This window comes from Bradyrhizobium sp. Unk1 (genome assembly GCF_059512345.1).
Genome location: NZ_JCAMOP010000008.1, coordinates 91192 through 109053, shown reverse-complemented (window position 1 = coordinate 109053; position 17862 = coordinate 91192). Strand labels below are relative to the sequence as shown.

Genomic DNA, 17862 nt, shown 5'->3' with positions numbered 1-17862 from the left:
GAGGCAATGCCTGCGGACACCGACCGCGCGTATACATAGCGGCGGGGCCGGGGGCAAGCGGGTTCCTGCGGGGGCAGGGTAAGGTCCGGCCTAAGGTTGGGCTTGGGGGTATGGGTTAACCGAGATCATGGCGCGTTATATCGACGAGATCCTGCAACCGGGCGAGCGGGTGCTGTATTCGACCAATGCGCACTGGATCTTCTATTTTCCGGCCATCGTGGCCTGGATCGTGGCTCTCGCCTTTCTCGTCCTGATGCCGCAGGCCACCGCCGATGGCCTCAGGGTGCTGTGCCTCATAGCCGCCGGCGTCGTAGCTCTGGCCGCCCTTTACTGGACCATCAAGGGCTGGTTCCATCGCTTCACGACCGAGACCGACGTCACCAACTTGCGGGTTGTGCACAAGACGGGGTTCATCAAGCGCCGGACCTTTGAAATGGCGCTGGACAAGGTCGAGAGTGTCGATGTCGATCAGTCGATTCTTGGACGTATTCTCAACTACGGCGACGTGACGATTCGCGGCGTTGGCGAGGGGATCGAAAAGATCACGACCGTCGACTCGCCGCTCGCCTTCCGTAGTTCGATCACCACGCGGTAGGACCGCGCCTAACCATGAGCATGCAGCAAAATACTTCCGCAACCGCAAGCCCGCAGCCGGGCTCGACCGTCGACGCCGCCGAGATCGCGAAATTCTCGAAACTTTCGGCCGAGTGGTGGGATCCCAACGGCAAGATGGCGCCGCTGCACCGGATCAACCCGCTACGGCTCGGCTACATCCGCGACGCCGCCTGCCGCAAGTTCGAGCGCAATGTGCGCAGCCTCAACTGCCTCGGCGGCCTGCGCGTGCTCGACATCGGCTGCGGCGCCGGCCTGTTGTGCGAGCCGCTGTCGCGCCTCGGTGCCCAGGTCATCGGCGTCGATCCCTCGGTCAGCAACATTGCCGCCGCGAAGCTGCATGCCGACAAGAGCCATCTGTCGATCGATTACCGCTGCACCACGGTCGAGGAGATCGACCCGCGCGAGCGCTTCGACATCGTGCTGGCGATGGAAGTGGTCGAGCACGTCGTCGATGTCGGCGTTTTCCTGAAGCGCTGCGCGGCGATGCTGAAGCCGAACGGGCTGATGGTGGTCTCGACGCTGAACCGGAACTGGAAGAGCTTTGCGCTCGCCATCGTCGGCGCCGAATATGTCCTGCGCTGGCTGCCGCGCGGCACCCACGAATGGAACAAGTTCGTCACCCCCGACGAGCTGGCGAAGTATCTTTTGGACAACCGTCTCGTCATCACCGAGCAGACCGGCGTCGTCTACTCACCCTTCGCCGACAAATGGACCCTCTCCTCCGACATGGACGTGAACTACATGGTCGTGGCGGAAGGGATGGTGTGATGTTCCGAGCTGGTCACTCACGGGCAGGTGTCGTCCCTGCGAACGCAGGGACCCATAACCACCGGCCGATCTAATTAAGACAGGCGCCCCGAGCATGTACTACGTCTACATCCTCGCCAGCCGCCACCACGGAACGCTCTACATCGGCATCACCAACTCGCTCCAGAAGCGGTTGGAAGAGCACCGGACCGGCAAGGGCTCGAAATTCGTTAAGCGTTACGACGTGTACCGGCTCGTCTACACCGAGGCTTTCGAGCGAGCGGAAGAGGCGATTGCCCGCGAAAAGCAGCTGAAACGCTGGAAACGCGACTGGAAGATCGAACTGATCGAGCGGGAAAATCCCGAGTGGCGTGACCTGGGCGATCTGCTGGTTTGACGGTGTGATGTTGCCAAGCAAGTGCTGTCGTCCCTGCGAACGCAGGGACCCATACCGCGGAATCTGTCGGTAGCGGCGCGGTGGTAGACGTGCGGGTCGGCAGTCTTCGCCACACTTCTCCCTGGGGGTATGGGTCCCTGCGTTCGCAGGGACGACACCGAATTTGTTGCGTGAGCATCGCTCCTATGATCTGGGCGTGATTGACCTGCTTCGCCGCTAACGGCAGGTTGGCCAAAGTCTTCAGCCCTCCGCCTCATTTCCACCCATGCTCACCATCGCCAGCCTCTGGATTCCCTTTACCGTCATTGCTGCGCTCGGCCAGGTCGCGCGCAATGCGATGCAGCGGTCGCTGACGAAGCCGCTGGGGACCTGGGGCGCGACCAATATCCGCTTCCTGTTCGGCTTCCCGTTCTCGCTGCTGTTTCTGGGCGTGGTGCTGGTGGCAACCGGTGATCACCTCGGCATGCCGCCGACCGTGTTCTGGCCCTGGCTGCTGCTCGGGGCGCTCAGCCAGATCGTCGCCACCGGGCTGATGCTGCTCGCGATGAACGATCGCTCCTTCGTGGTGACGACGGCCTACCTGAAGACCGAGGCGATCCAGACCGCGATTTTCGGCTTCGTGTTCCTCGGCGATCATCTGACCTGGCTGAAGGTATTGGCGATCGTGATCGCGACCGTCGGCGTCGTCATCACCGCACTTCGGCCCGGCGGCGAGAAGAGCTTTGCGGAATTGAGGCCGACCATCACGGGCCTCGTTGCAGCCGCGGCGTTCGCGCTCTCAGCCGTTGGCTTCCGCGGCGCCATCATCAACGTGCCTGACGTCTCCTTCGTGACGGCGGCGTCGTTCACACTGGTGCTCGGCCTGTTCGTGCAGACGCTGATCCTGACCATCTATCTGCTCTGGCGCGCGCCAAAGGTGCTCCAGTCGATCCTGGGATTGTGGAAGCCGTCGCTGCTCGCCGGCTTCATGGGCGCCTTCGCCTCGCAGTTCTGGTTCCTGGCTTTCGCGCTGACGGCCGCCGCCAATGTCCGCACGCTCGCTTTGATCGAGGTGCTGTTCGCGCAAGGCGTGGCGTACTACTCGTTCAAGCAGCCGATCGCGCCGCGCGAGATCTTTGGTATCGCGCTGATCGTGGTTGGAGTCGCGTTGCTGGTGGGAGTCTGACGCGCTTCGCGCGTCAGTTCCGGTCTTCCGGCAGCGTCGGCAGCGGTGACACCTCGATGCCTTCGTCGATCAGCGACTTGGCCTCGTCGGGCGAAGCCTCGCCATAGATCGGGCGGTGCTCCTTGTCGCCGTAATGCATCGCGCGGGCTTCGTTCGCAAAGCGCTCGCCGACATTGTCGGCGTGCTTGACGATGTGATCGCGCAGCTCCTTGAGCTTGGCGCGCAACTCGCGCTCCTGCGCCATCATCAGCGAGGTCGGTCCCGACGGCGCAGCCTCGGGCGCTGGCGTTGAGGCCGGCTCCGGCGGCGGCGTCGCCCGTCCGCGGCCCTTCTTGCCGATGATCCGCGGGGCCATGATCGCCTTCTCGACCTTGGCCGAGCCGCAGATCGGGCAAGTCACGAGCTTGCGCTTCACCTGCGAATCATAAGCCGACGAGCTCTGGAACCAGCTTTCGAATGCGTGGCTTTGGTCGCAGTGGAGCGCGTAGCGGATCATGCCGATCCCCGCACGAGGTGGAGATGGTCCGGCCCGGCCTTGGGATCGGCGACGCCGAAGCGGCGGCCGTGCTGGAGCGAGGGGATCGCGCGGCGGGCGGTCTCGACCTTGGCCGGGTCGATCTTGGCCATGATGATGCCGGGCTCGACATCGCCCTCGGCGAGGATCTCGCCCCAGGGGTCGATGATCAGCGAGTGACCATAGGTCTCGCGCTTGTTCTCGTGCAGGCCGGCCTGCGCCGCCGCGAAGATGAAGCAGCCGGTCTCGATCGCGCGTGAGCGCAGCAGGATGTGCCAGTGCGCCTCGCCGGTCTTGCGGGTGAAGGCCGAGGGCACGGTGATGAAATACGCGCCGCTCTCGGCCAGCGCGCGGTAGAGCGCGGGGAAGCGCACGTCGTAGCAGATCGTCAGCCCGACGCGGCCCCAGGGCAGGTCGGAGATCACGGCGGTCTCGCCCGGCTGGTAGTTGGCGGATTCGCGATAGCTCTCGCCGTCCGGCAACTCGATGTCGAACATGTGGATCTTGTCGTAGCTCGCGAGCACATTGCCCTCGGGCCCGATCAGGAAGGACCGATTGACCGCCTTCTCCGGCGAGAAGCGCAGCGCCAGCGATCCGACATGGATGTGGATCTTCAGCTCGGCCGCGAGCGCGCGATAGGCCCTCAGCGAGGTGTCGTCCTCTTCGCTCTGGAGGTGCTCGAACAGCGCCGTGCGGTTGAGCTGCATCATATTGCTGACTTCGGGCGTCTGCACGTAGTCGGCGCCATCGGCCGCAGCCTGCCGGATCAGCCTGGTGGCCTGCGCGAGGCTGGGCTCCGGCATCAGGCCGGTGCGCATCTGCACCATCGCGGCGGTGAAGGTGCGATCTTGAGCTTGATCCTGGCTCATGACACCGCCTTTACGCTTTCGAGCAGGCCGTCGAGCTTGCCCTCGCGGTCGAGCGCATAGAGCTCGTCGCAACCGCCGACATGGGTTCCGCCGATCCAGATCTGCGGGAAAGTCGAGCCCCCGCCGGCGCGGTCGTACATCTCTTCGCGCCAGGACGGGTTCTTGGCGATGTCGAACTCCGTGAAGGTCGCCTTCTTGCGGGTCAGCAGCGATTTGGCGGCGGAACAATAGCCACAGCCCGGCCTGGTGTAGATTTCGACAGCGTCGGTCATGTCGTCTGGCGCTCTCATGTCATGAAGTCATTGAATTATATGGGACGGGGGCCGCTCTCGACAACCCGGGCGAAGACCAGCACGTCCACCTGGGCCGCCTTGGCACGGAGCAGGGCTCGCGCACAGGCGTCCAGCGTCGCCCCCGAGGTCAGGACATCGTCGATCAGGACGATGCGACGGCCCTGGATGTCCGCCTGGCGGTCGGGGGATACCTGAAATGCGCCCTGCACATTGGTGGCGCGCTGGGTCCGCGACAGGCCGATCTGCTGCTCGGTCGCGCGCACCCGGCGCAGCACGTCGCCGCGCACCCTGACACCGCTCTGCCGCGCGATGATGCGCGCCAGCGCCCCGGACTGGTTGTAGCGGCGGCGCCATGCCCGGCGCCAATGCAGGGGAACGGGCACCAGCATGTCGGCTCCGGTGAGCAGTTCGGCGCCCGCGCGCGCCATCCAGCGGCCCATGGCCGGCGCCAGATCGGTACGGTCCTGGTATTTCAGCGCATGCACCAGCGTGCGCGCGACGTCGTCATAGCGCACCGCCGCGCGTGCACGCTGGTAGGCCGGCGGGCTCGCGATCGCCTCCATCGACAGCATCTCGGGGCCGGGATCATAGACGAAGGGAATGCCGAGCCGCGGGCAATAGGGCCGTTCGATGAACGACAGCCGCGCCCAGCAGGCCGCGCAGACGCCCTCGCCATCGACCGGCTCGCGGCAGGACACGCACAGCGTCGGCAGCGCAATGTCAAGCGCGAGCCGTGCGGCGCGTGACAGCACGTGGCGGCCGGCCGTCCACGCGGCACGCAACGGCGCGGCGATGGAGCGGGTGGGGGCGATGTCGGCTTCCATGGGGGGAGGCTAGCGTTCCGCTTGCGAGGGCTCAAGTGACTCAGTCTCGTGCCCCGGACGCAGCGCAGCAGCGCTAAGAGCGCTGCTGCGCGTCCGGGACACGAGAGAGGAGATTGCCATGGCGGTCGTGATCGGCGTAACCAGCGGCATGGCCCAGAACCCGCAAATCCCGCCCGCTCTGTTCGATCGCGCATTGCTGCATGCGCGGCAGCGGCGCGCACATGCGCAGGGCAAGGCGACATTCCTGCTCGATCGCGTTGCAGAGGACATGACCGACCGGCTGGCCGCCGTGATGCGGGAGTTTCATGCTGCGGCCGATCTCTGGACGCCCGGAGAGGGGCTCACGGGGCCGCCATCACTTCGGCGGATCGCGCTCGACGAAGCGGGCGCGGAAAAACTGCCCTTTGCCCCGGAAAGTCTCGACCTCGTCGTCTCGGCGCTGGCGCTGCAATTCGTCAACGACCTGCCGGGCGTGTTCGCGCAGATCCGCCGTGCGCTGAAGCCCGATGGTCTGCTGCTCGCCGCGATGATCGGAGGCGACAGTTTAACGGAGCTGCGGCAGGCCTTTGCCGCGGCGGAGGCCGAATGCGAGGGCGGCGTGTCGCCGCGCGTGGCCCCGTTCGCGGATTTGCGCGACATCGGCGCGCTGTTGCAGCGCGCAGGCTTTGCGCTTCCGGTCACCGATGTCGACCGTGTCGTGGTGCGCTACGCCAATGCGTTTGCGCTGATGCAGGATCTCCGCCGCATGGGCGCGGCCAATGTGCTGATCGAGCGGCGGCGCACGCCGACGCCCCGCGCGACGCTGCTGCGCATGGCCGAAATCTACGCCGAACGCTTTGCCGATGCCGACGGCCGCATCCGTGCGACATTCGACATCATCTGGCTCTCCGGCTGGGCCCCGCATGCGAGCCAGCAGCAGCCGCTCAAGCCGGGGTCGGCGAAAGCGAGCCTGGCGGAGGCGGTGAAGAAGGCGGGGAAAGAGTAATCCTCATGGTGAGGAGGCGCGTCAGCGCCTAGCGGACGATGCTTCGCATCGCCGCGAGAACCATGCAGGCCCTGCTGTTGCCGTGTGGCCATCCTTCGAGACGCGCGTGCCGCGCTCCTCAGGATGAGGTCCGGCCTCACATCAGCAAATCAATGAGATGCGGGATCAGCGGGATGTCCGCGGGCGGCATCGGGTAGTCGCGCAGCTTGTTGGCGCGGACCCAGGCCAGGGTCTGGCCTTCGCGCGGGGTGACCAGCCCCTCCCAGCGCCGGCAGATGTAAAGCGGCATCAGCAGGTGAAAGGTCTCGTAGCCGTAGCTCGCAAAGGTCAGCGGCGCCAGGCACGGTTCGGCGACGGTGATGCCGAGCTCTTCATGCAGCTCGCGGATCAGGCTCTGCTCCGGCCGCTCGCCGGGCTCGAGCTTGCCGCCGGGGAATTCCCAGAGGCCCGCAAGCGTCTTGCCCTCCGGGCGCTGCGCGATCAGGACGCGCTTGTCGGCGTCGACGAGCGCGCAGGCCACCACCAGTGTCAGTTTGAGATCGGCCATCGGCGTCCGCTTAAGACCTGTAGTCCCCGTTGATCGCGACATATTCCTTGGTGAGGTCGCAGGTCAGCACGCGGTCGCGGCCCTTGCCGAGGCCGAGCGAGACCTTGATCGCGATCTCCGGCGCCTTCATCGCCTCCGACACCTGCTTCTCGTCATAGGACGGATCGCGCGTGCCGCTCTTGGCGACGCGGATGCCGTTGAAGGAGATCGAGAGCTTGTCGCGATCGGCCGGCTCGCCGGCCTTGCCGACCGCCATCACCACGCGGCCCCAATTGGCGTCCTCGCCGGCGATTGCGGTCTTGACCAGCGGCGAGTTGGCAATCGACATCGCGATCTTGCGCGCCGAGGCCTTGGTCTTGGCGCCCTCGACGGTGATCTCGACCAGCTTTCGCGCGCCTTCGCCGTCGCGGGCGACCTGCTCGGAGAGATTGGCGAGCACCTGGTTGAAGGCCTTGACGAAGGCCTTCAGGCGGGGATCGCTGGCCCGGCTGATCTTTGGCGCGCCGTGCTCGGCGGCGGCGCCGGTGGCGAAGGCCAGCAGCGTGTCCGAGGTCGAGGTGTCGCCGTCGATCGTCACCGCGTTGAAGGTGTCCTCGACGCCGGCCTTGAGCAGCGCTTGCAGGGCGGCCGGCGCGATCGGCGCGTCGGTGAAGATGAAGGACAGCATCGTCGCCATGTCGGGGGCGATCATGCCGGCGCCCTTGGCCATGCCGTTGATGGTAACCTTGGCCTTGCCGAGCTTGACGGTCGCGGTCGCGACCTTCGGGAAGGTGTCGGTGGTCATGATCGCCTTGGCCGCGGCGAGATAGTCGCCGGACTCGGCCGTCTCGGCCAGCCGGCCAAGCACACCGTCGAACTTGGTCGCGTCCAGCGGCTCGCCGATCACGCCGGTCGAGGCCAGGAAGATCTCACCCTCGCTGCATCCGACCGCCTTGGCCGCGATCTTCGCGGTCAGTGCGGTGGAGCTGCGGCCGGTCTTACCGGTGAAGGCATTGGCGTTGCCGGAATTCACCACCAGCGCGCGCGCCTTGCCGCCCTTCAGCTTGGCGCGGCACCATTCCACCGGTGCGGAGGGGCATTTCGACCTGGTGAAGACGCCCGCGACCGCGGTGCCCTTGTCCATCACCGCCAGCAGCACGTCGGTGCGGTTCTTGTAGCGGATGCCGGCTTCGGCCGTCGCAAGACGGACACCCGCGATCACGGGCATGTCGGGGACAGTTTTGGGGGCGAGCGGGGAGACGGAGGAGGACATCGGGGCGCCTTGGTGAGGTCTGGATATGCAGATGGCCGGGCATTTGCCCGGCCATTGCGACGTTAGATACTATTGGCGTCCGCGAAGTGACAGCGAATTCTTACTTCTTCGCGGGGGGCGCCATCTTGCTGTCGGACGGCTTGGCAGGGTCGGCCGGCTTGGCATCCGGCTTGGCATCCGCCGCGGGCTGGTCCAGCCGCTCGACCTTGGCTTCAGTGCGGAGCTTGGCGACGAAGTCGGCCTGGGCCTTGCGGGTGACGTAGCTCTCGATCTGGGCCTTGACCTGCTCGAAGTCCGGCGCCTTGCGGCTGCGCTTTTCCTCGACCTTGATGATGTGCCAGCCGAACTGCGACTTCACGGGATCGGAGATCTTGCCTGGCTCCAGCGCGAAGGCCACGGCCGAGAATTCCGGCACCATCTGCTCCTTGGTGAAGAAGCCGAGGTCGCCGCCATCGGCGGAGCCCGGATCCTTGGACTTCTTCTTGGCGAGCTCGGCGAAATCGGCGCCCTTGTCGAGCTCGGCCTTCACCGCCTTGGCCTCGTCCTCGGTCTCGACCAGGATGTGGCGGGCGCGTACCTCCTGCTCGCCGGTGATCTGCTTGGAGGCCTCCTCATAGACCTTCTTCATGGCGTCGGGGGTGTTGGCGGCCTTGCCCTCGTTGGCGAGCAGGCTATCCATCAGCAGGCGGTTGCGGGCGAACGCCAGGCGCTTCTTGAACTCCTCGCTGTCGGCAACCTTCTTGTCCTCGGCAGCCTTGCTGACGATTTTCATGTCGATCAGGAAGGACAGGACGTTCTCGTCCTTGGTCGCCGGGTCCATCTGGGCGAGGCTCGCCCCGAGTTCCTCCTCGGCCATGGCGACGTCGCTCTTCTTGATTTCCGCGCCATTGACCTTCGCCAGCACCGGATCGTCGGCGGCCCGGCCGGGACCCGCGATCAGCGCCAGCGCAAGGCAGCCCACGAGGGCGGTGGCGAGGCCGAAGCGCAGGCCGGTTTTGGTTACCGGGAACGAGGTGGTCATGGAAAATCCTTTTGTTGAAGCAGGGGGCTGCTCGAAGCGGGCGGACACTCGCCTAATTCAGGGGGCCTTGGCAACGCGAAAAGTCTGTCAAAATGATGAATTAGCCGCAATGCGCCCGCCGTTGACAAGGCCCTGACCGGGCCATATCTCTGCCCGGTCGCGACCATGGCGATGGCGTTTATTTTGCTGCGTTTTTGGCCGTTGAACCCAGACTTGCCCAATTCCCACCCATATGGCGGATGACCCCCCGCAGTCCGGGCTCTGGCGCCATCAGGCGTCACGGTGAGTTGATAGGCAGGGGGGTGACAACTTCTTGGCTGCAACGCGGTTGAATCGCGAACACAGGAACTAGGCATGATCGGCGCGCTCGCCCGCAAGTTTTTCGGCTCCGCCAACGACCGGCGGGTGAAGGGATACCAGTCCCGCGTCAACGCGATCAACGCGCTGGAGCCGGAGGTTTCGAAACTCTCCGACGAGGCGCTGAAGGCCCGTACCGCCGAATTCAAGAAGCAGCTCGCCGAGGGCAAGACGCTCGACGATCTGCTGGTGCCGGCCTTCGCCACCGTGCGCGAAGCCGCCAAGCGCACGCTCGGCCAGCGGCATTTCGACGTGCAGCTGATCGGCGGCATCGTGCTGCACGAGGGCGACATCGCCGAGATGAAGACCGGCGAAGGCAAGACGCTGGTCGCAACGCTCGCGGTGTACCTCAACGCGCTCGCGGGCAAAGGCGTCCACGTCGTCACCGTCAACGACTACCTCGCCCGCCGCGACTCCGGCTGGATGGGTCAGATCTACGGCTTCCTCGGCATGACCACCGGCGTGATCGTGCACGGCCTGGACGATGCCGAGCGCAAGACGGCCTATGCCTGTGACATCACCTACGGCACCAACAACGAATACGGCTTCGACTATCTGCGCGACAACATGAAGTACCGGCTCGAGGACATGGTCCAGCGGCCGCACTTCTACGCCATCGTCGACGAGGTCGACTCCATCCTGATCGACGAAGCGCGCACGCCGCTGATCATCTCCGGCCCGCTCGACGACCGTTCGGACTTCTACAATACCATCGACGGCTTCCTGCCCAAGCTCGACAAGACCGATTACGAGGTCGACGAGAAGCAGCGTACGGTGACGCTGACCGAAGGCGGCATGGAGAAGATCGAGACGTTGCTGCGCGACGCCGGCCAGCTCAAGGGCGAGTCGCTCTACGACGTCGAGAACGTTTCCGTCGTGCACCACATCAACCAGGCGCTGCGCGCCCACACCCTGTTCACGCGCGACAAGGACTACATCGTCCGCGACGACGAGGTCGTCATCATCGACGAGTTCACCGGACGCATGATGGCCGGCCGGCGCTATTCGGAAGGCCTGCACCAGGCGCTTGAAGCCAAGGAGCATGTCCAGGTCCAGCCGGAAAACCAGACGCTGGCCTCGATCACCTTCCAGAACTATTTCCGGATGTACGAAAAGCTCGCCGGCATGACCGGCACGGCGCTGACCGAAGCCGACGAATTGTTCGACATCTACAAGCTCGAGGTCGTGGAAATCCCGACCAACCTCGCAGTCGCCCGTCTGGACGAGGACGACGAGGTCTATCGCACCCAGAACGAGAAATACGCCGCGATCCTGGCCGAGATCGAGCGCGCCAATGCGCGGCTGCAGCCGGTGCTGGTCGGCACCGCCTCGATCGAAAAATCGGAAGTGATCGCCGAATACCTCAAGAAGCACGGCTACCGGCAGATCGATTTCGGCAACGAGAACTCGATGCAGAAGCTGTACGCCGCGGCCCGCGCCGGCAAGCCGGCAAAGCTGTTCGCGGTGCTGAACGCGCGCTTCCACGAGCAGGAAGCCTATATCGTCGCGGAAGCCGGCGTGCCCGGCGCGATCACGATCGCCACCAACATGGCCGGCCGCGGTACCGACATCAAGCTCGGCGGCTCGCTCGAGATGCGGATCCAGCAGGAGACTGCGGGCATCGAGGACGAGGCCGAGAAGGCGAAGAAGATCGAGCAGATCAAGGCCGACATCGAGCACTTCCGCGACATCGTGCTGAAGGCCGAGGAAGAGGTCGAGATCGAGCCGGCGAAGGGTAGCAAGCCCGCCAAGACCGTGAAGAAGCCCGGCGGCCTCTACATCATGGGATCCGAGCGTCACGAATCCCGCCGCATCGACAACCAGCTGCGCGGCCGTTCCGGCCGTCAGGGCGACCCCGGCCGCTCGAAGTTCTTCCTGTCGCTGGAAGACGATCTGATGCGCATCTTCGGCTCGGATCGCCTCGACAGCATGCTGCAGCGTCTCGGCCTCAAGGAAGGCGAGGCGATCATCCATCCCTGGATCAACAAGGCGCTGGAGAAGGCGCAGCAGAAGGTCGAGGCGCGCAACTTCGACATCCGCAAGAACCTGCTCAAGTTCGACAACGTCCAGAACGACCAGCGCAAGGTGATCTTCGACCAGCGCGTCGACCTGATGAAGGACGAGAGCGTCGCCGAGACGATCTCCGACATGCGGCACGCCTTCATCGACGATCTCGTCGCCAAGCACGTGCCCGAGCATGCCTATGCCGAGCAGTGGGACGTGGCCGGCCTGAAGGAAGAGCTGAAGCGCGTGCTCGATCTCGACCTGCCGGTCGACGACTGGGCCAAGGAAGAGGGCATCGCCGACGAGGAGCTGCTCACCCGCATCGAGACCAAAGCCGAGGAGCACATGGCGGCCAAGGTCGGGCAATGGGGTCCCGACGTGATGCGTTACGTCGAGAAGACCATTTTGCTCCAGACGCTCGACCATCTCTGGCGCGAGCATCTGATCATGCTCGACCATCTGCGCCAGGTCATCGGCCTGCGTGGCTACGGCCAGCGCGATCCGTTGCAGGAGTACAAGACCGAGGCCTTCAATCTCTTCCAGGAGATGAGCGCGCATCTGCGCGAGGCCGTCACGGCGCAGCTGATGCGCGTCGAGATCGTCCCGCCGGAGCAGGAAGCTCCTGTCCTGCCGCAGATGGAAGCGCACAAGTTCGACCCGAACACCGGCGAGGACGAAATGGCGCTCGCCAGCGTCACGCTCGGTGCGCAGGCTTCCGATGCAGCTCTTCGCGATCCGAAGAACCCGGCAAGCTGGGGCAAGGTCGGCCGCAACGAGGATTGCCCGTGTGGCTCAGGCAAGAAGTACAAGCACTGTCACGGGCGGTACGCGTAAGGGCGCTGGCGAACGGTGGCTGTCGTGATGATGCAGATTCGTCACGACGGCCTTAAGTGGATAACTCCCTTGACGTCGCTGACAGCGCTCGCTGTCTTGTTGGCGATGGCGGTCTCAGCATCTGCCGAGGTCGATGCAGAACGATTCTTCCCCATATCGATCGGTTGCCCGGCCGGCTCGGCCGACGAGTTGTCTCTCGTGAGTGCGAACGCGGCTGGCCGATACACCCGAATGGCGATGAAGGGTAACAGGCTGACCCTTTCCGTTCGCCACCAAGGCACCGATTGGAAGTTTCGGACAAACTACGATGTTGCTGAAGACGAGATTGATCGCCGTCTGGAGGAGCGAACTCGAACGCTGCTCCGAAATTCTCTCCAGGCACTGCGGGATTTTGAAAAGGGACATTTGCGACGGCACGAAGGAGTACTTTGCCCGTTACCAGCAAATGCTGGCGGACAACCGCCGGATAACCGGAGCCAGGTGGCCAATTTCGGAATGATGGGAATGGAGGGCAAGCCTTGGGAATCCGCGGCGCGGTACAAAGCAGCTTGCCGTGGCGACGACTCATCCAGCTGCTTTTGATTTACCCGCGAGAGCCTCTGCAATCGTGTAGCGGCCATTGTCCTTTGCCTCGATCCGCTCGCGATGAAACGACACGATCTCGGCGAAAGGATGCTCGAGCTCTTCCGCGATCAGCTCGGTTGTCAACGCATCCGCGGCCTCCCAGCTCGACGCTCGCCTCAGCACGTCGAGCAGCAGCAACCGTGTGTCCATCGACCTGATCCTGTGTCCTGCTAGATGTGCAGCGGCCTTGAGGCGCAACGCGGTCGCCTCCGATAGCGCCTTCCGGTCGTCGGCGACCCAGGCCGCAGAGAGCGTACTCAGGAACGCCGCCCGCCGGTCGCCGCAGTGCACGTCGAAGGCGGCGCGGGCCAGAAAACGCCGCTCCACCGGATCGGGCGAGGGATCGGTCGAGGCGGCGCGGAATTCGGCGGTCTCGACGAAGGTCATTGCGCGTTCGTCTCCCTTCTCGAGATCGAAGGCCACGTAGCCGCAAAACGGGCACTCCTGCAGCCAAGTGTCGATTGTGGAGCGCTCCATTCCGGCCGATCGTTGATCGAGGTCGGGTGAGCCGAACGAGTTCGTGCTCATCAGGATGGTCTGCTCGGACGTCTTGCCGCAGCAATAGCAGCGCAGCCTCTTGGTGTCGTAGCTGGTCATCCTGAATGTTCCTCTATGCGCCCCATCGTTTCCTCGTGATGCCGCGAACCATCTCCGATGTACGGACGAGTCGCTCGACGAGATTGCCGCGACCGCGGTAGAGCACCTGCTTGTCCCCTGCCAAATCCCTGATCTCTTGCCGGACGGTCGGTTTGCCGGCGTCGAGGAAACGGCGCAGCACGTCGTGGCTGCGCTCCAGCAATGGCTCAGCCTCCATCGATCCGGCATCGGCATAGCCATGCGCGAGCTCGCTGAGAATCCAGAGCAGAGCCGCGGCATCGTCACCGTAGATGCGCTCGCAGATCGACAGCAGGCGCTTGAGGAGAGGGGCGGCGTGGTGAAACTGGCCGCTTTCCAGGCATGCGCGCGAAATCCTCTCCAACGTTCGTTGGACCTCCACGCTGTCCGGACCGGATTGCTCCTCGTAGATCGTGAGAGCCGCCTCGAACAGCACGCGTGCCCTGCGGATGCCTTCCGGCTCGTAGCGCGGCCGCTCGAATTGGCTCGATGAGATCAGCGTCACCGCGAGCGGGACCATCGCCGCGGCCGCCTCCTTGGTGGTCTCGCCAAAGGCGGCGTCCATCGCATCGAGATGTTGCTCGAGATAGCGGTCGGCCTGCTCCCGCTTGCGTTCGCGAAGGCAGATATCGATCAGGGTTCCGAGCGTCGGCACGACGTCTGCGCTGTGGGCGCCTTTCAAACGTTCCTTGATCGCGAGGCTGCGTTCGAGCAGCCTTCGTGCATCCGCCAGCCGATTGAGATTGAGATAGATCGAAGCAAGCGAGTCGCATTGGTCGCTGATGCGCCGATCGAATTCCCCCTGCGTGCTCGCCATGATGTCGAGCCGCTTCAGCAGGAACGGCTCGCGCGCCTTGAAGCTCATGGGGTGGCGCTGGCCGAGCCACCCGTCAATCCAGGGCAGGATCGACGCGGGTCCGCGCAGCGTCTCCCGAATCGCGAGGCAGCGCTCGAAATAGGGGACCGCGTCCTCCGATTCCTCATATTGGCAGATCAGGCCGGCGAGCGTGTCGAGCGCCACTGCGACCTCCTCGCTCGCCGCGCCGAACTTCTTCTCGAGTCCCGCAATGTGGACGAGATGTTTGTCGACCATGTGAGATGTCATGAAAGCAACGGCCTTGGAGGGTGAAGTCTCGGGTTCTATGCGCCGCCGCACTTCTCGATGGCGGATCGCCAGTTCGCGGCGTCGATGCGCGGCAGTCGATAGCTGTTCGGTCCCTGCGAAATGATCAACGGGTCCGCGCGCTCGATCACGTCCAGCAGGCGTGACTGCGCCTTCTGCCATCGCTTGCCGAACAGCTCCGGATCCTGCCGGGAAAAGCCGAGGTCCCATTGCACGAAACTCGTTTGGTCCGCGCCTTCAGGCTCTTCAAACTCACCATGCAGCGTCACGCGAGCACGAACCCTGCCTATGGCGATGGAAGCTTTGCCGGCCTTCTTTGCCGTGCCCGGATATTTGGCGTGCAGCCCGAACGCGCGGCCGCACCCGAGCTGGAACATCATCGCTCCGTTTTCCGCATAACTCAGCGAGGGAAGCTTGCGTGAATCGAATTCAAGCTTCCAGCCGTCGGCCCGGCCGAGGGCGGAAAGCAACAAAAGGAAGAACAACGCCATCAGGGCAATTGAGAGTGGCTGGCGAGCCTGTGACATCGTGGATCGGCCTGTGCGGGATATGAATTTCGGAGCTTTGCTGACGAGGCTCGGTTTGTCCATCGGCGACCAATTGATTGGGGGGCTGACGACGAGAGCGACTCATTTGGTTAGCGGCGCATCACGCTTGGGTTGTCATGCCTTATTCGGCTCGGCTTCAGGCCGAATGATTGCCTGCACAGGGGGCCGAACGCGCCGGCGGAAGCCAGAACGCCGGCGCCGACATTCGCGGGCTCGGCCCGAAAGCCCTTCACCCTTCCGCCCGGCCCGACGGTCGCGGTCACGTCGCAGAAGAAATCTTCGAGGCGCGCGCCATCGTCGTCGGGCCGTTCGGAAGCGGTCGTGGCCTTGAGCCGCCACTGATAGATTTGGCCGCCGCCGCTTGCCCCCGTGATATGATCAGGCGGCCCGTATGTCTGCATGAGTTCGACAATGCGGGCGCCGATCGGTGGATCGACGGGACTGCCCGCAGCCTGGCCGATCGATCCGAGCGCAGACGCGGCAAAAGCAGCTAGATAAAGGATGGGCCGGACGCGGTTAAAGCTCATGTCGTCCGCCTTCAATCTCGCAGTTTCGCGGCAGGCTTCAGCGTCCGCCCGATACGCCGCTCTCGCGATTTCGTGGAGGTGGTCCTGGTGAATAGCGGGGCGTGGCCCGATTTGCCGAGCCGCTGCTCCCGGCCGCGATCCCTGCAATCCCGATCGCCGCGCCCAGCAGATCGGCGGCGCTGATGCCGCTCGAGGAGCTCTCGCCGCCGCCGGTGTAGACCAGGTTGTGGCCGTGGACCGTGGTGCTACCGCAGGTGGCGCAGCAGTCCTCGCAACCATGCTTGTCGTCCGGACCAACGCCCCAGTAGGGGCTGGCGCTACCCGTCGCCCAAGCCCCAAAGCAGATTTTCTCGCCGGGCTGACAGCTCAAACGATACTTGTGCAGCTGCGAATCGTTCAAAGCGTAGGCTTCGCCTCCGCCCGGCCATTCATGATTGCGGCCCTGCGAGTAGAAGCTTGCCTGGATCCGGAACTTGTAGCTGCTTCTCAGAGCGAAGACGACGACGTTCGGACCGAAATCGCTCGACGCAGCTTCTGCCGGGCGCGGGGAGGGCCGCTTCGCATCTGATTCCATCTGCCGCATTTCCATCTCGAGCTTTGCGGCTTCCCGCTCGGTCCGGCGCCTGTCGTCGTCCTTCTGCCTCGCTTCGATGGCCTGCATCTCCGCGTTCAGCCTGGCGAGTTCGTCGGCGCTCTTGTCGCCCGGTGCCCGGCTCGATCCGCTCACGCCCGATTCGGGTGCCTGCCTGAGGCGGTCGCTGCGCATCTTTTCCAGGATCGCGGATTCCTTGGCATTGACCTGATCCTGAATCTGCTTCTGGCGCTCCTGGTCTCTGGCGATATCGGGCGGAACCGCGGGTTTCTTGCCCTGAAGCTCGTCGACTTTGTCACGCAGCGAATTCGGCGTGGCGCACACGCCGTTGTTCTTGGACGTCTGGACGAAATCCAGGTGCTGCCTTTCGCAATCGAGGCAGTTTCGATACAGGGAATCGAGCTCCGCAGAGATCATCTTGCAGGACCAGTTGGGTCCGAACTTCTGCTGGAGCGTCTCCGAACGTGCTGCGCCGGCGGCGACCGCCAGGACGGCGATCAGAACCCATCGTTTCAATTCGAACGTCCCTTTCACGTGCCACCCATCCAGGTCGCCGGTCGCTGACGCCCTCACGAAGAGGTCCTGGACAGTTCTGCGTGACCCCAGCCAAAATGCCAGCGATATTGCAATAGATTCGGCGGCGCTTAACCCAACGGGTTATGCGCCGCTAACGATACTGATGATGCTTGATCGCTTTGGAAAAGGAAAGATCGGTATGAAGCATGCGCCCGTGCGCGATCCCGTTTTCAACATTGCTGCGCTGCGGCGTCTTTGGCGCCGGGCGACGGTCGCTGGCGTACTGTATTTGCTGCTTGCGTCCACGCTATCTGCCCAAGCCCCGCCAGTCAGCAAGTGGGCCAAAATCACGGTTACCGGCTGCACGACTTTTACCAAGAACGGCAAGGTGGACTTCAAATCGCCATGCGCAACCGAGACTTTCTACCTCGGGATACTGGGCGATGGTTATCGCTTCAGCTTGCTCGAGAACAAAGTGAGCTGCGCAGCCAACGAAAAGCGTGTCATCCGAGCGAAGACTGACGGCGCTGATACAGTGGCCTTGATCGAAGCGGATTGTCGAACGTCGGCGGCGTCCTTCGCGATCAACTGGAGCCACACTTACAAGGGCGTCGAGGGAGGGTACAAATCCAGGGATGGTGGCCCGCTCTATTATATCCAGAAGCACTCGGGAGTGGTCGAAATCGAACGTCGCTCCGAATCGGATTGTAACGTCACTTCGCTTTCGAAGTCTCTCCGCACCGTCGTTCCCGAAGGATATGACTATGCGCAACGACCTTCGCCCGCGGAGCTCAAGGGTTGGGAATCTTCGTTCAAATCGCCTGTCTGCCGCCTCTACGACAGTGCCAAGGCGGCTTGCGGTCAGGACACATGCGATTGAACCAGGATGCAGC

20 protein-coding genes are annotated in these 17862 nt (G+C 64.1%); 8 read left to right on the top strand and 12 right to left on the bottom strand.

Features of this window, described 5'->3' with window-relative positions:
• The first annotated feature begins 127 nt into the window (after window positions 1–127).
• The 4 genes from AC5ZFO_RS12500 (at window position 128) to AC5ZFO_RS12485 (ending at window position 2924) form a co-directional block, all read left to right on the top strand.
• The gene (locus tag AC5ZFO_RS12500) at window positions 128–595 is read left to right on the top strand and encodes a PH domain-containing protein (RefSeq protein WP_282520218.1); all 468 of its coding nucleotides are present in this window, start codon (window positions 128–130) and stop codon (window positions 593–595) included.
• Window positions 596–609: 14 nt separating this feature from the next.
• Window positions 610–1383, top strand: coding sequence for a bifunctional 2-polyprenyl-6-hydroxyphenol methylase/3-demethylubiquinol 3-O-methyltransferase UbiG (gene ubiG / locus AC5ZFO_RS12495; protein WP_282520219.1), 774 nt, complete (start codon window positions 610–612; stop codon window positions 1381–1383).
• 94 nt (window positions 1384–1477) lie between these two features.
• Complete coding sequence (locus AC5ZFO_RS12490; protein ID WP_282520220.1) at window positions 1478–1759, top strand: GIY-YIG nuclease family protein; 282 nt, start codon at window positions 1478–1480, stop codon at window positions 1757–1759.
• 265 nt (window positions 1760–2024) lie between these two features.
• Entirely contained in the window at window positions 2025–2924 is a 900-nt protein-coding gene (locus tag AC5ZFO_RS12485) for an EamA family transporter (protein ID WP_282520221.1), read from the top strand.
• 13 nt (window positions 2925–2937) lie between these two features.
• Here the strand turns inward: AC5ZFO_RS12485 and AC5ZFO_RS12480 are convergent, their stop codons facing one another.
• From AC5ZFO_RS12480 to AC5ZFO_RS12465, 4 genes are read right to left on the bottom strand one after another with little or no spacing between them, the layout of a single operon-like run.
• Window positions 2938–3420, bottom strand: a complete 483-nt coding sequence (locus tag AC5ZFO_RS12480; RefSeq protein WP_071908489.1) for a DUF1178 family protein — start codon at window positions 3418–3420, stop codon at window positions 2938–2940.
• Window positions 3417–4307, bottom strand: coding sequence for a carbon-nitrogen hydrolase family protein (locus AC5ZFO_RS12475; RefSeq protein ID WP_282520222.1), 891 nt, complete (start codon window positions 4305–4307; stop codon window positions 3417–3419). Before AC5ZFO_RS12475 ends, AC5ZFO_RS12480 begins: the two co-directional genes overlap by 4 nt.
• The gene (grxC, locus tag AC5ZFO_RS12470; protein WP_071908487.1) at window positions 4304–4579 is read right to left on the bottom strand and encodes a glutaredoxin 3; all 276 of its coding nucleotides are present in this window, start codon (window positions 4577–4579) and stop codon (window positions 4304–4306) included. The genes AC5ZFO_RS12475 and grxC overlap by 4 nt, the downstream gene beginning before the upstream one ends.
• A gap of 35 nt (window positions 4580–4614) precedes the next feature.
• Window positions 4615–5424, bottom strand: coding sequence for a ComF family protein (locus tag AC5ZFO_RS12465; RefSeq protein WP_496122116.1), 810 nt, complete (start codon window positions 5422–5424; stop codon window positions 4615–4617).
• A 118-nt stretch (window positions 5425–5542) separates the two neighbouring features.
• On the opposite strand from AC5ZFO_RS12465, the gene AC5ZFO_RS12460 reads away from it, so the two are divergent.
• The gene (locus AC5ZFO_RS12460) at window positions 5543–6409 is read left to right on the top strand and encodes a methyltransferase domain-containing protein (RefSeq protein ID WP_282520224.1); all 867 of its coding nucleotides are present in this window, start codon (window positions 5543–5545) and stop codon (window positions 6407–6409) included.
• A 136-nt stretch (window positions 6410–6545) separates the two neighbouring features.
• On the opposite strand, the gene AC5ZFO_RS12455 is transcribed toward AC5ZFO_RS12460, so the two are convergent.
• The 3 genes from AC5ZFO_RS12455 to AC5ZFO_RS12445 form a co-directional block, all read right to left on the bottom strand.
• Complete coding sequence (locus AC5ZFO_RS12455; protein ID WP_038959663.1) at window positions 6546–6956, bottom strand: (deoxy)nucleoside triphosphate pyrophosphohydrolase; 411 nt, start codon at window positions 6954–6956, stop codon at window positions 6546–6548.
• A 10-nt stretch (window positions 6957–6966) separates the two neighbouring features.
• Window positions 6967–8208 carry a bifunctional glutamate N-acetyltransferase/amino-acid acetyltransferase ArgJ gene (gene argJ / locus AC5ZFO_RS12450; RefSeq protein WP_282520225.1) on the bottom strand — a complete coding sequence of 414 codons (1242 nt, stop codon included), beginning with the start codon at window positions 8206–8208 and terminating at the stop codon, window positions 6967–6969.
• A 100-nt stretch (window positions 8209–8308) separates the two neighbouring features.
• The gene (locus AC5ZFO_RS12445; RefSeq protein ID WP_282520226.1) at window positions 8309–9229 is read right to left on the bottom strand and encodes a peptidylprolyl isomerase; all 921 of its coding nucleotides are present in this window, start codon (window positions 9227–9229) and stop codon (window positions 8309–8311) included.
• A 354-nt stretch (window positions 9230–9583) separates the two neighbouring features.
• On the opposite strand from AC5ZFO_RS12445, the gene secA reads away from it, so the two are divergent.
• Entirely contained in the window at window positions 9584–12424 is a 2841-nt protein-coding gene (gene secA, locus AC5ZFO_RS12440) for a preprotein translocase subunit SecA (RefSeq protein ID WP_282520227.1), read from the top strand.
• A 69-nt stretch (window positions 12425–12493) separates the two neighbouring features.
• Window positions 12494–13006, top strand: coding sequence for a hypothetical protein (locus AC5ZFO_RS12435; RefSeq protein ID WP_282520228.1), 513 nt, complete (start codon window positions 12494–12496; stop codon window positions 13004–13006).
• On the opposite strand, the gene AC5ZFO_RS12430 is transcribed toward AC5ZFO_RS12435, so the two are convergent.
• From AC5ZFO_RS12430 to AC5ZFO_RS12410, 5 genes are all read right to left on the bottom strand, one after another.
• Window positions 12989–13645 carry a hypothetical protein gene (locus tag AC5ZFO_RS12430; RefSeq protein ID WP_282520229.1) on the bottom strand — a complete coding sequence of 219 codons (657 nt, stop codon included), beginning with the start codon at window positions 13643–13645 and terminating at the stop codon, window positions 12989–12991. The genes AC5ZFO_RS12435 and AC5ZFO_RS12430 overlap by 18 nt on opposite strands.
• Before the next feature lie 13 nt (window positions 13646–13658).
• Window positions 13659–14756: a tetratricopeptide repeat protein gene (locus AC5ZFO_RS12425; RefSeq protein WP_282520230.1), complete on the bottom strand. Its 1098-nt coding sequence runs from the start codon at window positions 14754–14756 to the stop codon at window positions 13659–13661.
• Between the two features lie 47 nt (window positions 14757–14803).
• Entirely contained in the window at window positions 14804–15277 is a 474-nt protein-coding gene (locus AC5ZFO_RS12420) for a hypothetical protein (RefSeq protein WP_282520231.1), read from the bottom strand.
• A gap of 146 nt (window positions 15278–15423) precedes the next feature.
• On the bottom strand, window positions 15424–15876 hold the full coding sequence (locus AC5ZFO_RS12415; protein ID WP_282520232.1) for a hypothetical protein: 453 nt from the start codon (window positions 15874–15876) through the stop codon (window positions 15424–15426).
• Window positions 15877–15898: 22 nt separating this feature from the next.
• A complete protein-coding gene (locus AC5ZFO_RS12410; RefSeq protein ID WP_282520233.1) occupies window positions 15899–16870 on the bottom strand; it encodes a hypothetical protein in 972 nt (323 codons plus the stop codon).
• Between the two features lies 1 nt (window position 16871).
• On the opposite strand from AC5ZFO_RS12410, the gene AC5ZFO_RS12405 reads away from it, so the two are divergent.
• Window positions 16872–17849, top strand: a complete 978-nt coding sequence (locus tag AC5ZFO_RS12405; RefSeq protein ID WP_282520234.1) for a hypothetical protein — start codon at window positions 16872–16874, stop codon at window positions 17847–17849.
• The last annotated feature ends 13 nt before the right edge of the window (window positions 17850–17862 follow it).

Bases quoted from the DNA above. Each gene is read 5' to 3' on its own strand.
- AC5ZFO_RS12500 (WP_282520218.1), top strand. From the start codon at position 128: ATGGCGCGTTATATCGACGAGATCCTGCAACCGGGCGAGCGGGTGCTG.
- ubiG (WP_282520219.1), top strand. From the start codon at position 610: ATGAGCATGCAGCAAAATACTTCCGCAACCGCAAGCCCGCAGCCGGGC.
- AC5ZFO_RS12490 (WP_282520220.1), top strand. From the start codon at position 1,478: ATGTACTACGTCTACATCCTCGCCAGCCGCCACCACGGAACGCTCTAC.
- AC5ZFO_RS12485 (WP_282520221.1), top strand. From the start codon at position 2,025: ATGCTCACCATCGCCAGCCTCTGGATTCCCTTTACCGTCATTGCTGCG.
- AC5ZFO_RS12480 (WP_071908489.1), bottom strand. From the start codon at position 3,420: ATGATCCGCTACGCGCTCCACTGCGACCAAAGCCACGCATTCGAAAGC.
- AC5ZFO_RS12475 (WP_282520222.1), bottom strand. From the start codon at position 4,307: ATGAGCCAGGATCAAGCTCAAGATCGCACCTTCACCGCCGCGATGGTG.
- grxC (WP_071908487.1), bottom strand. From the start codon at position 4,579: ATGACCGACGCTGTCGAAATCTACACCAGGCCGGGCTGTGGCTATTGT.
- AC5ZFO_RS12465 (WP_496122116.1), bottom strand. From the start codon at position 5,424: ATGGAAGCCGACATCGCCCCCACCCGCTCCATCGCCGCGCCGTTGCGT.
- AC5ZFO_RS12460 (WP_282520224.1), top strand. From the start codon at position 5,543: ATGGCGGTCGTGATCGGCGTAACCAGCGGCATGGCCCAGAACCCGCAA.
- AC5ZFO_RS12455 (WP_038959663.1), bottom strand. From the start codon at position 6,956: ATGGCCGATCTCAAACTGACACTGGTGGTGGCCTGCGCGCTCGTCGAC.
- argJ (WP_282520225.1), bottom strand. From the start codon at position 8,208: ATGTCCTCCTCCGTCTCCCCGCTCGCCCCCAAAACTGTCCCCGACATG.
- AC5ZFO_RS12445 (WP_282520226.1), bottom strand. From the start codon at position 9,229: ATGACCACCTCGTTCCCGGTAACCAAAACCGGCCTGCGCTTCGGCCTC.
- secA (WP_282520227.1), top strand. From the start codon at position 9,584: ATGATCGGCGCGCTCGCCCGCAAGTTTTTCGGCTCCGCCAACGACCGG.
- AC5ZFO_RS12430 (WP_282520229.1), bottom strand. From the start codon at position 13,645: ATGACCAGCTACGACACCAAGAGGCTGCGCTGCTATTGCTGCGGCAAG.
- AC5ZFO_RS12425 (WP_282520230.1), bottom strand. From the start codon at position 14,756: ATGGTCGACAAACATCTCGTCCACATTGCGGGACTCGAGAAGAAGTTC.
- AC5ZFO_RS12420 (WP_282520231.1), bottom strand. From the start codon at position 15,277: ATGGCGTTGTTCTTCCTTTTGTTGCTTTCCGCCCTCGGCCGGGCCGAC.
- AC5ZFO_RS12410 (WP_282520233.1), bottom strand. From the start codon at position 16,870: ATGATCTCTGCGGAGCTCGATTCCCTGTATCGAAACTGCCTCGATTGC.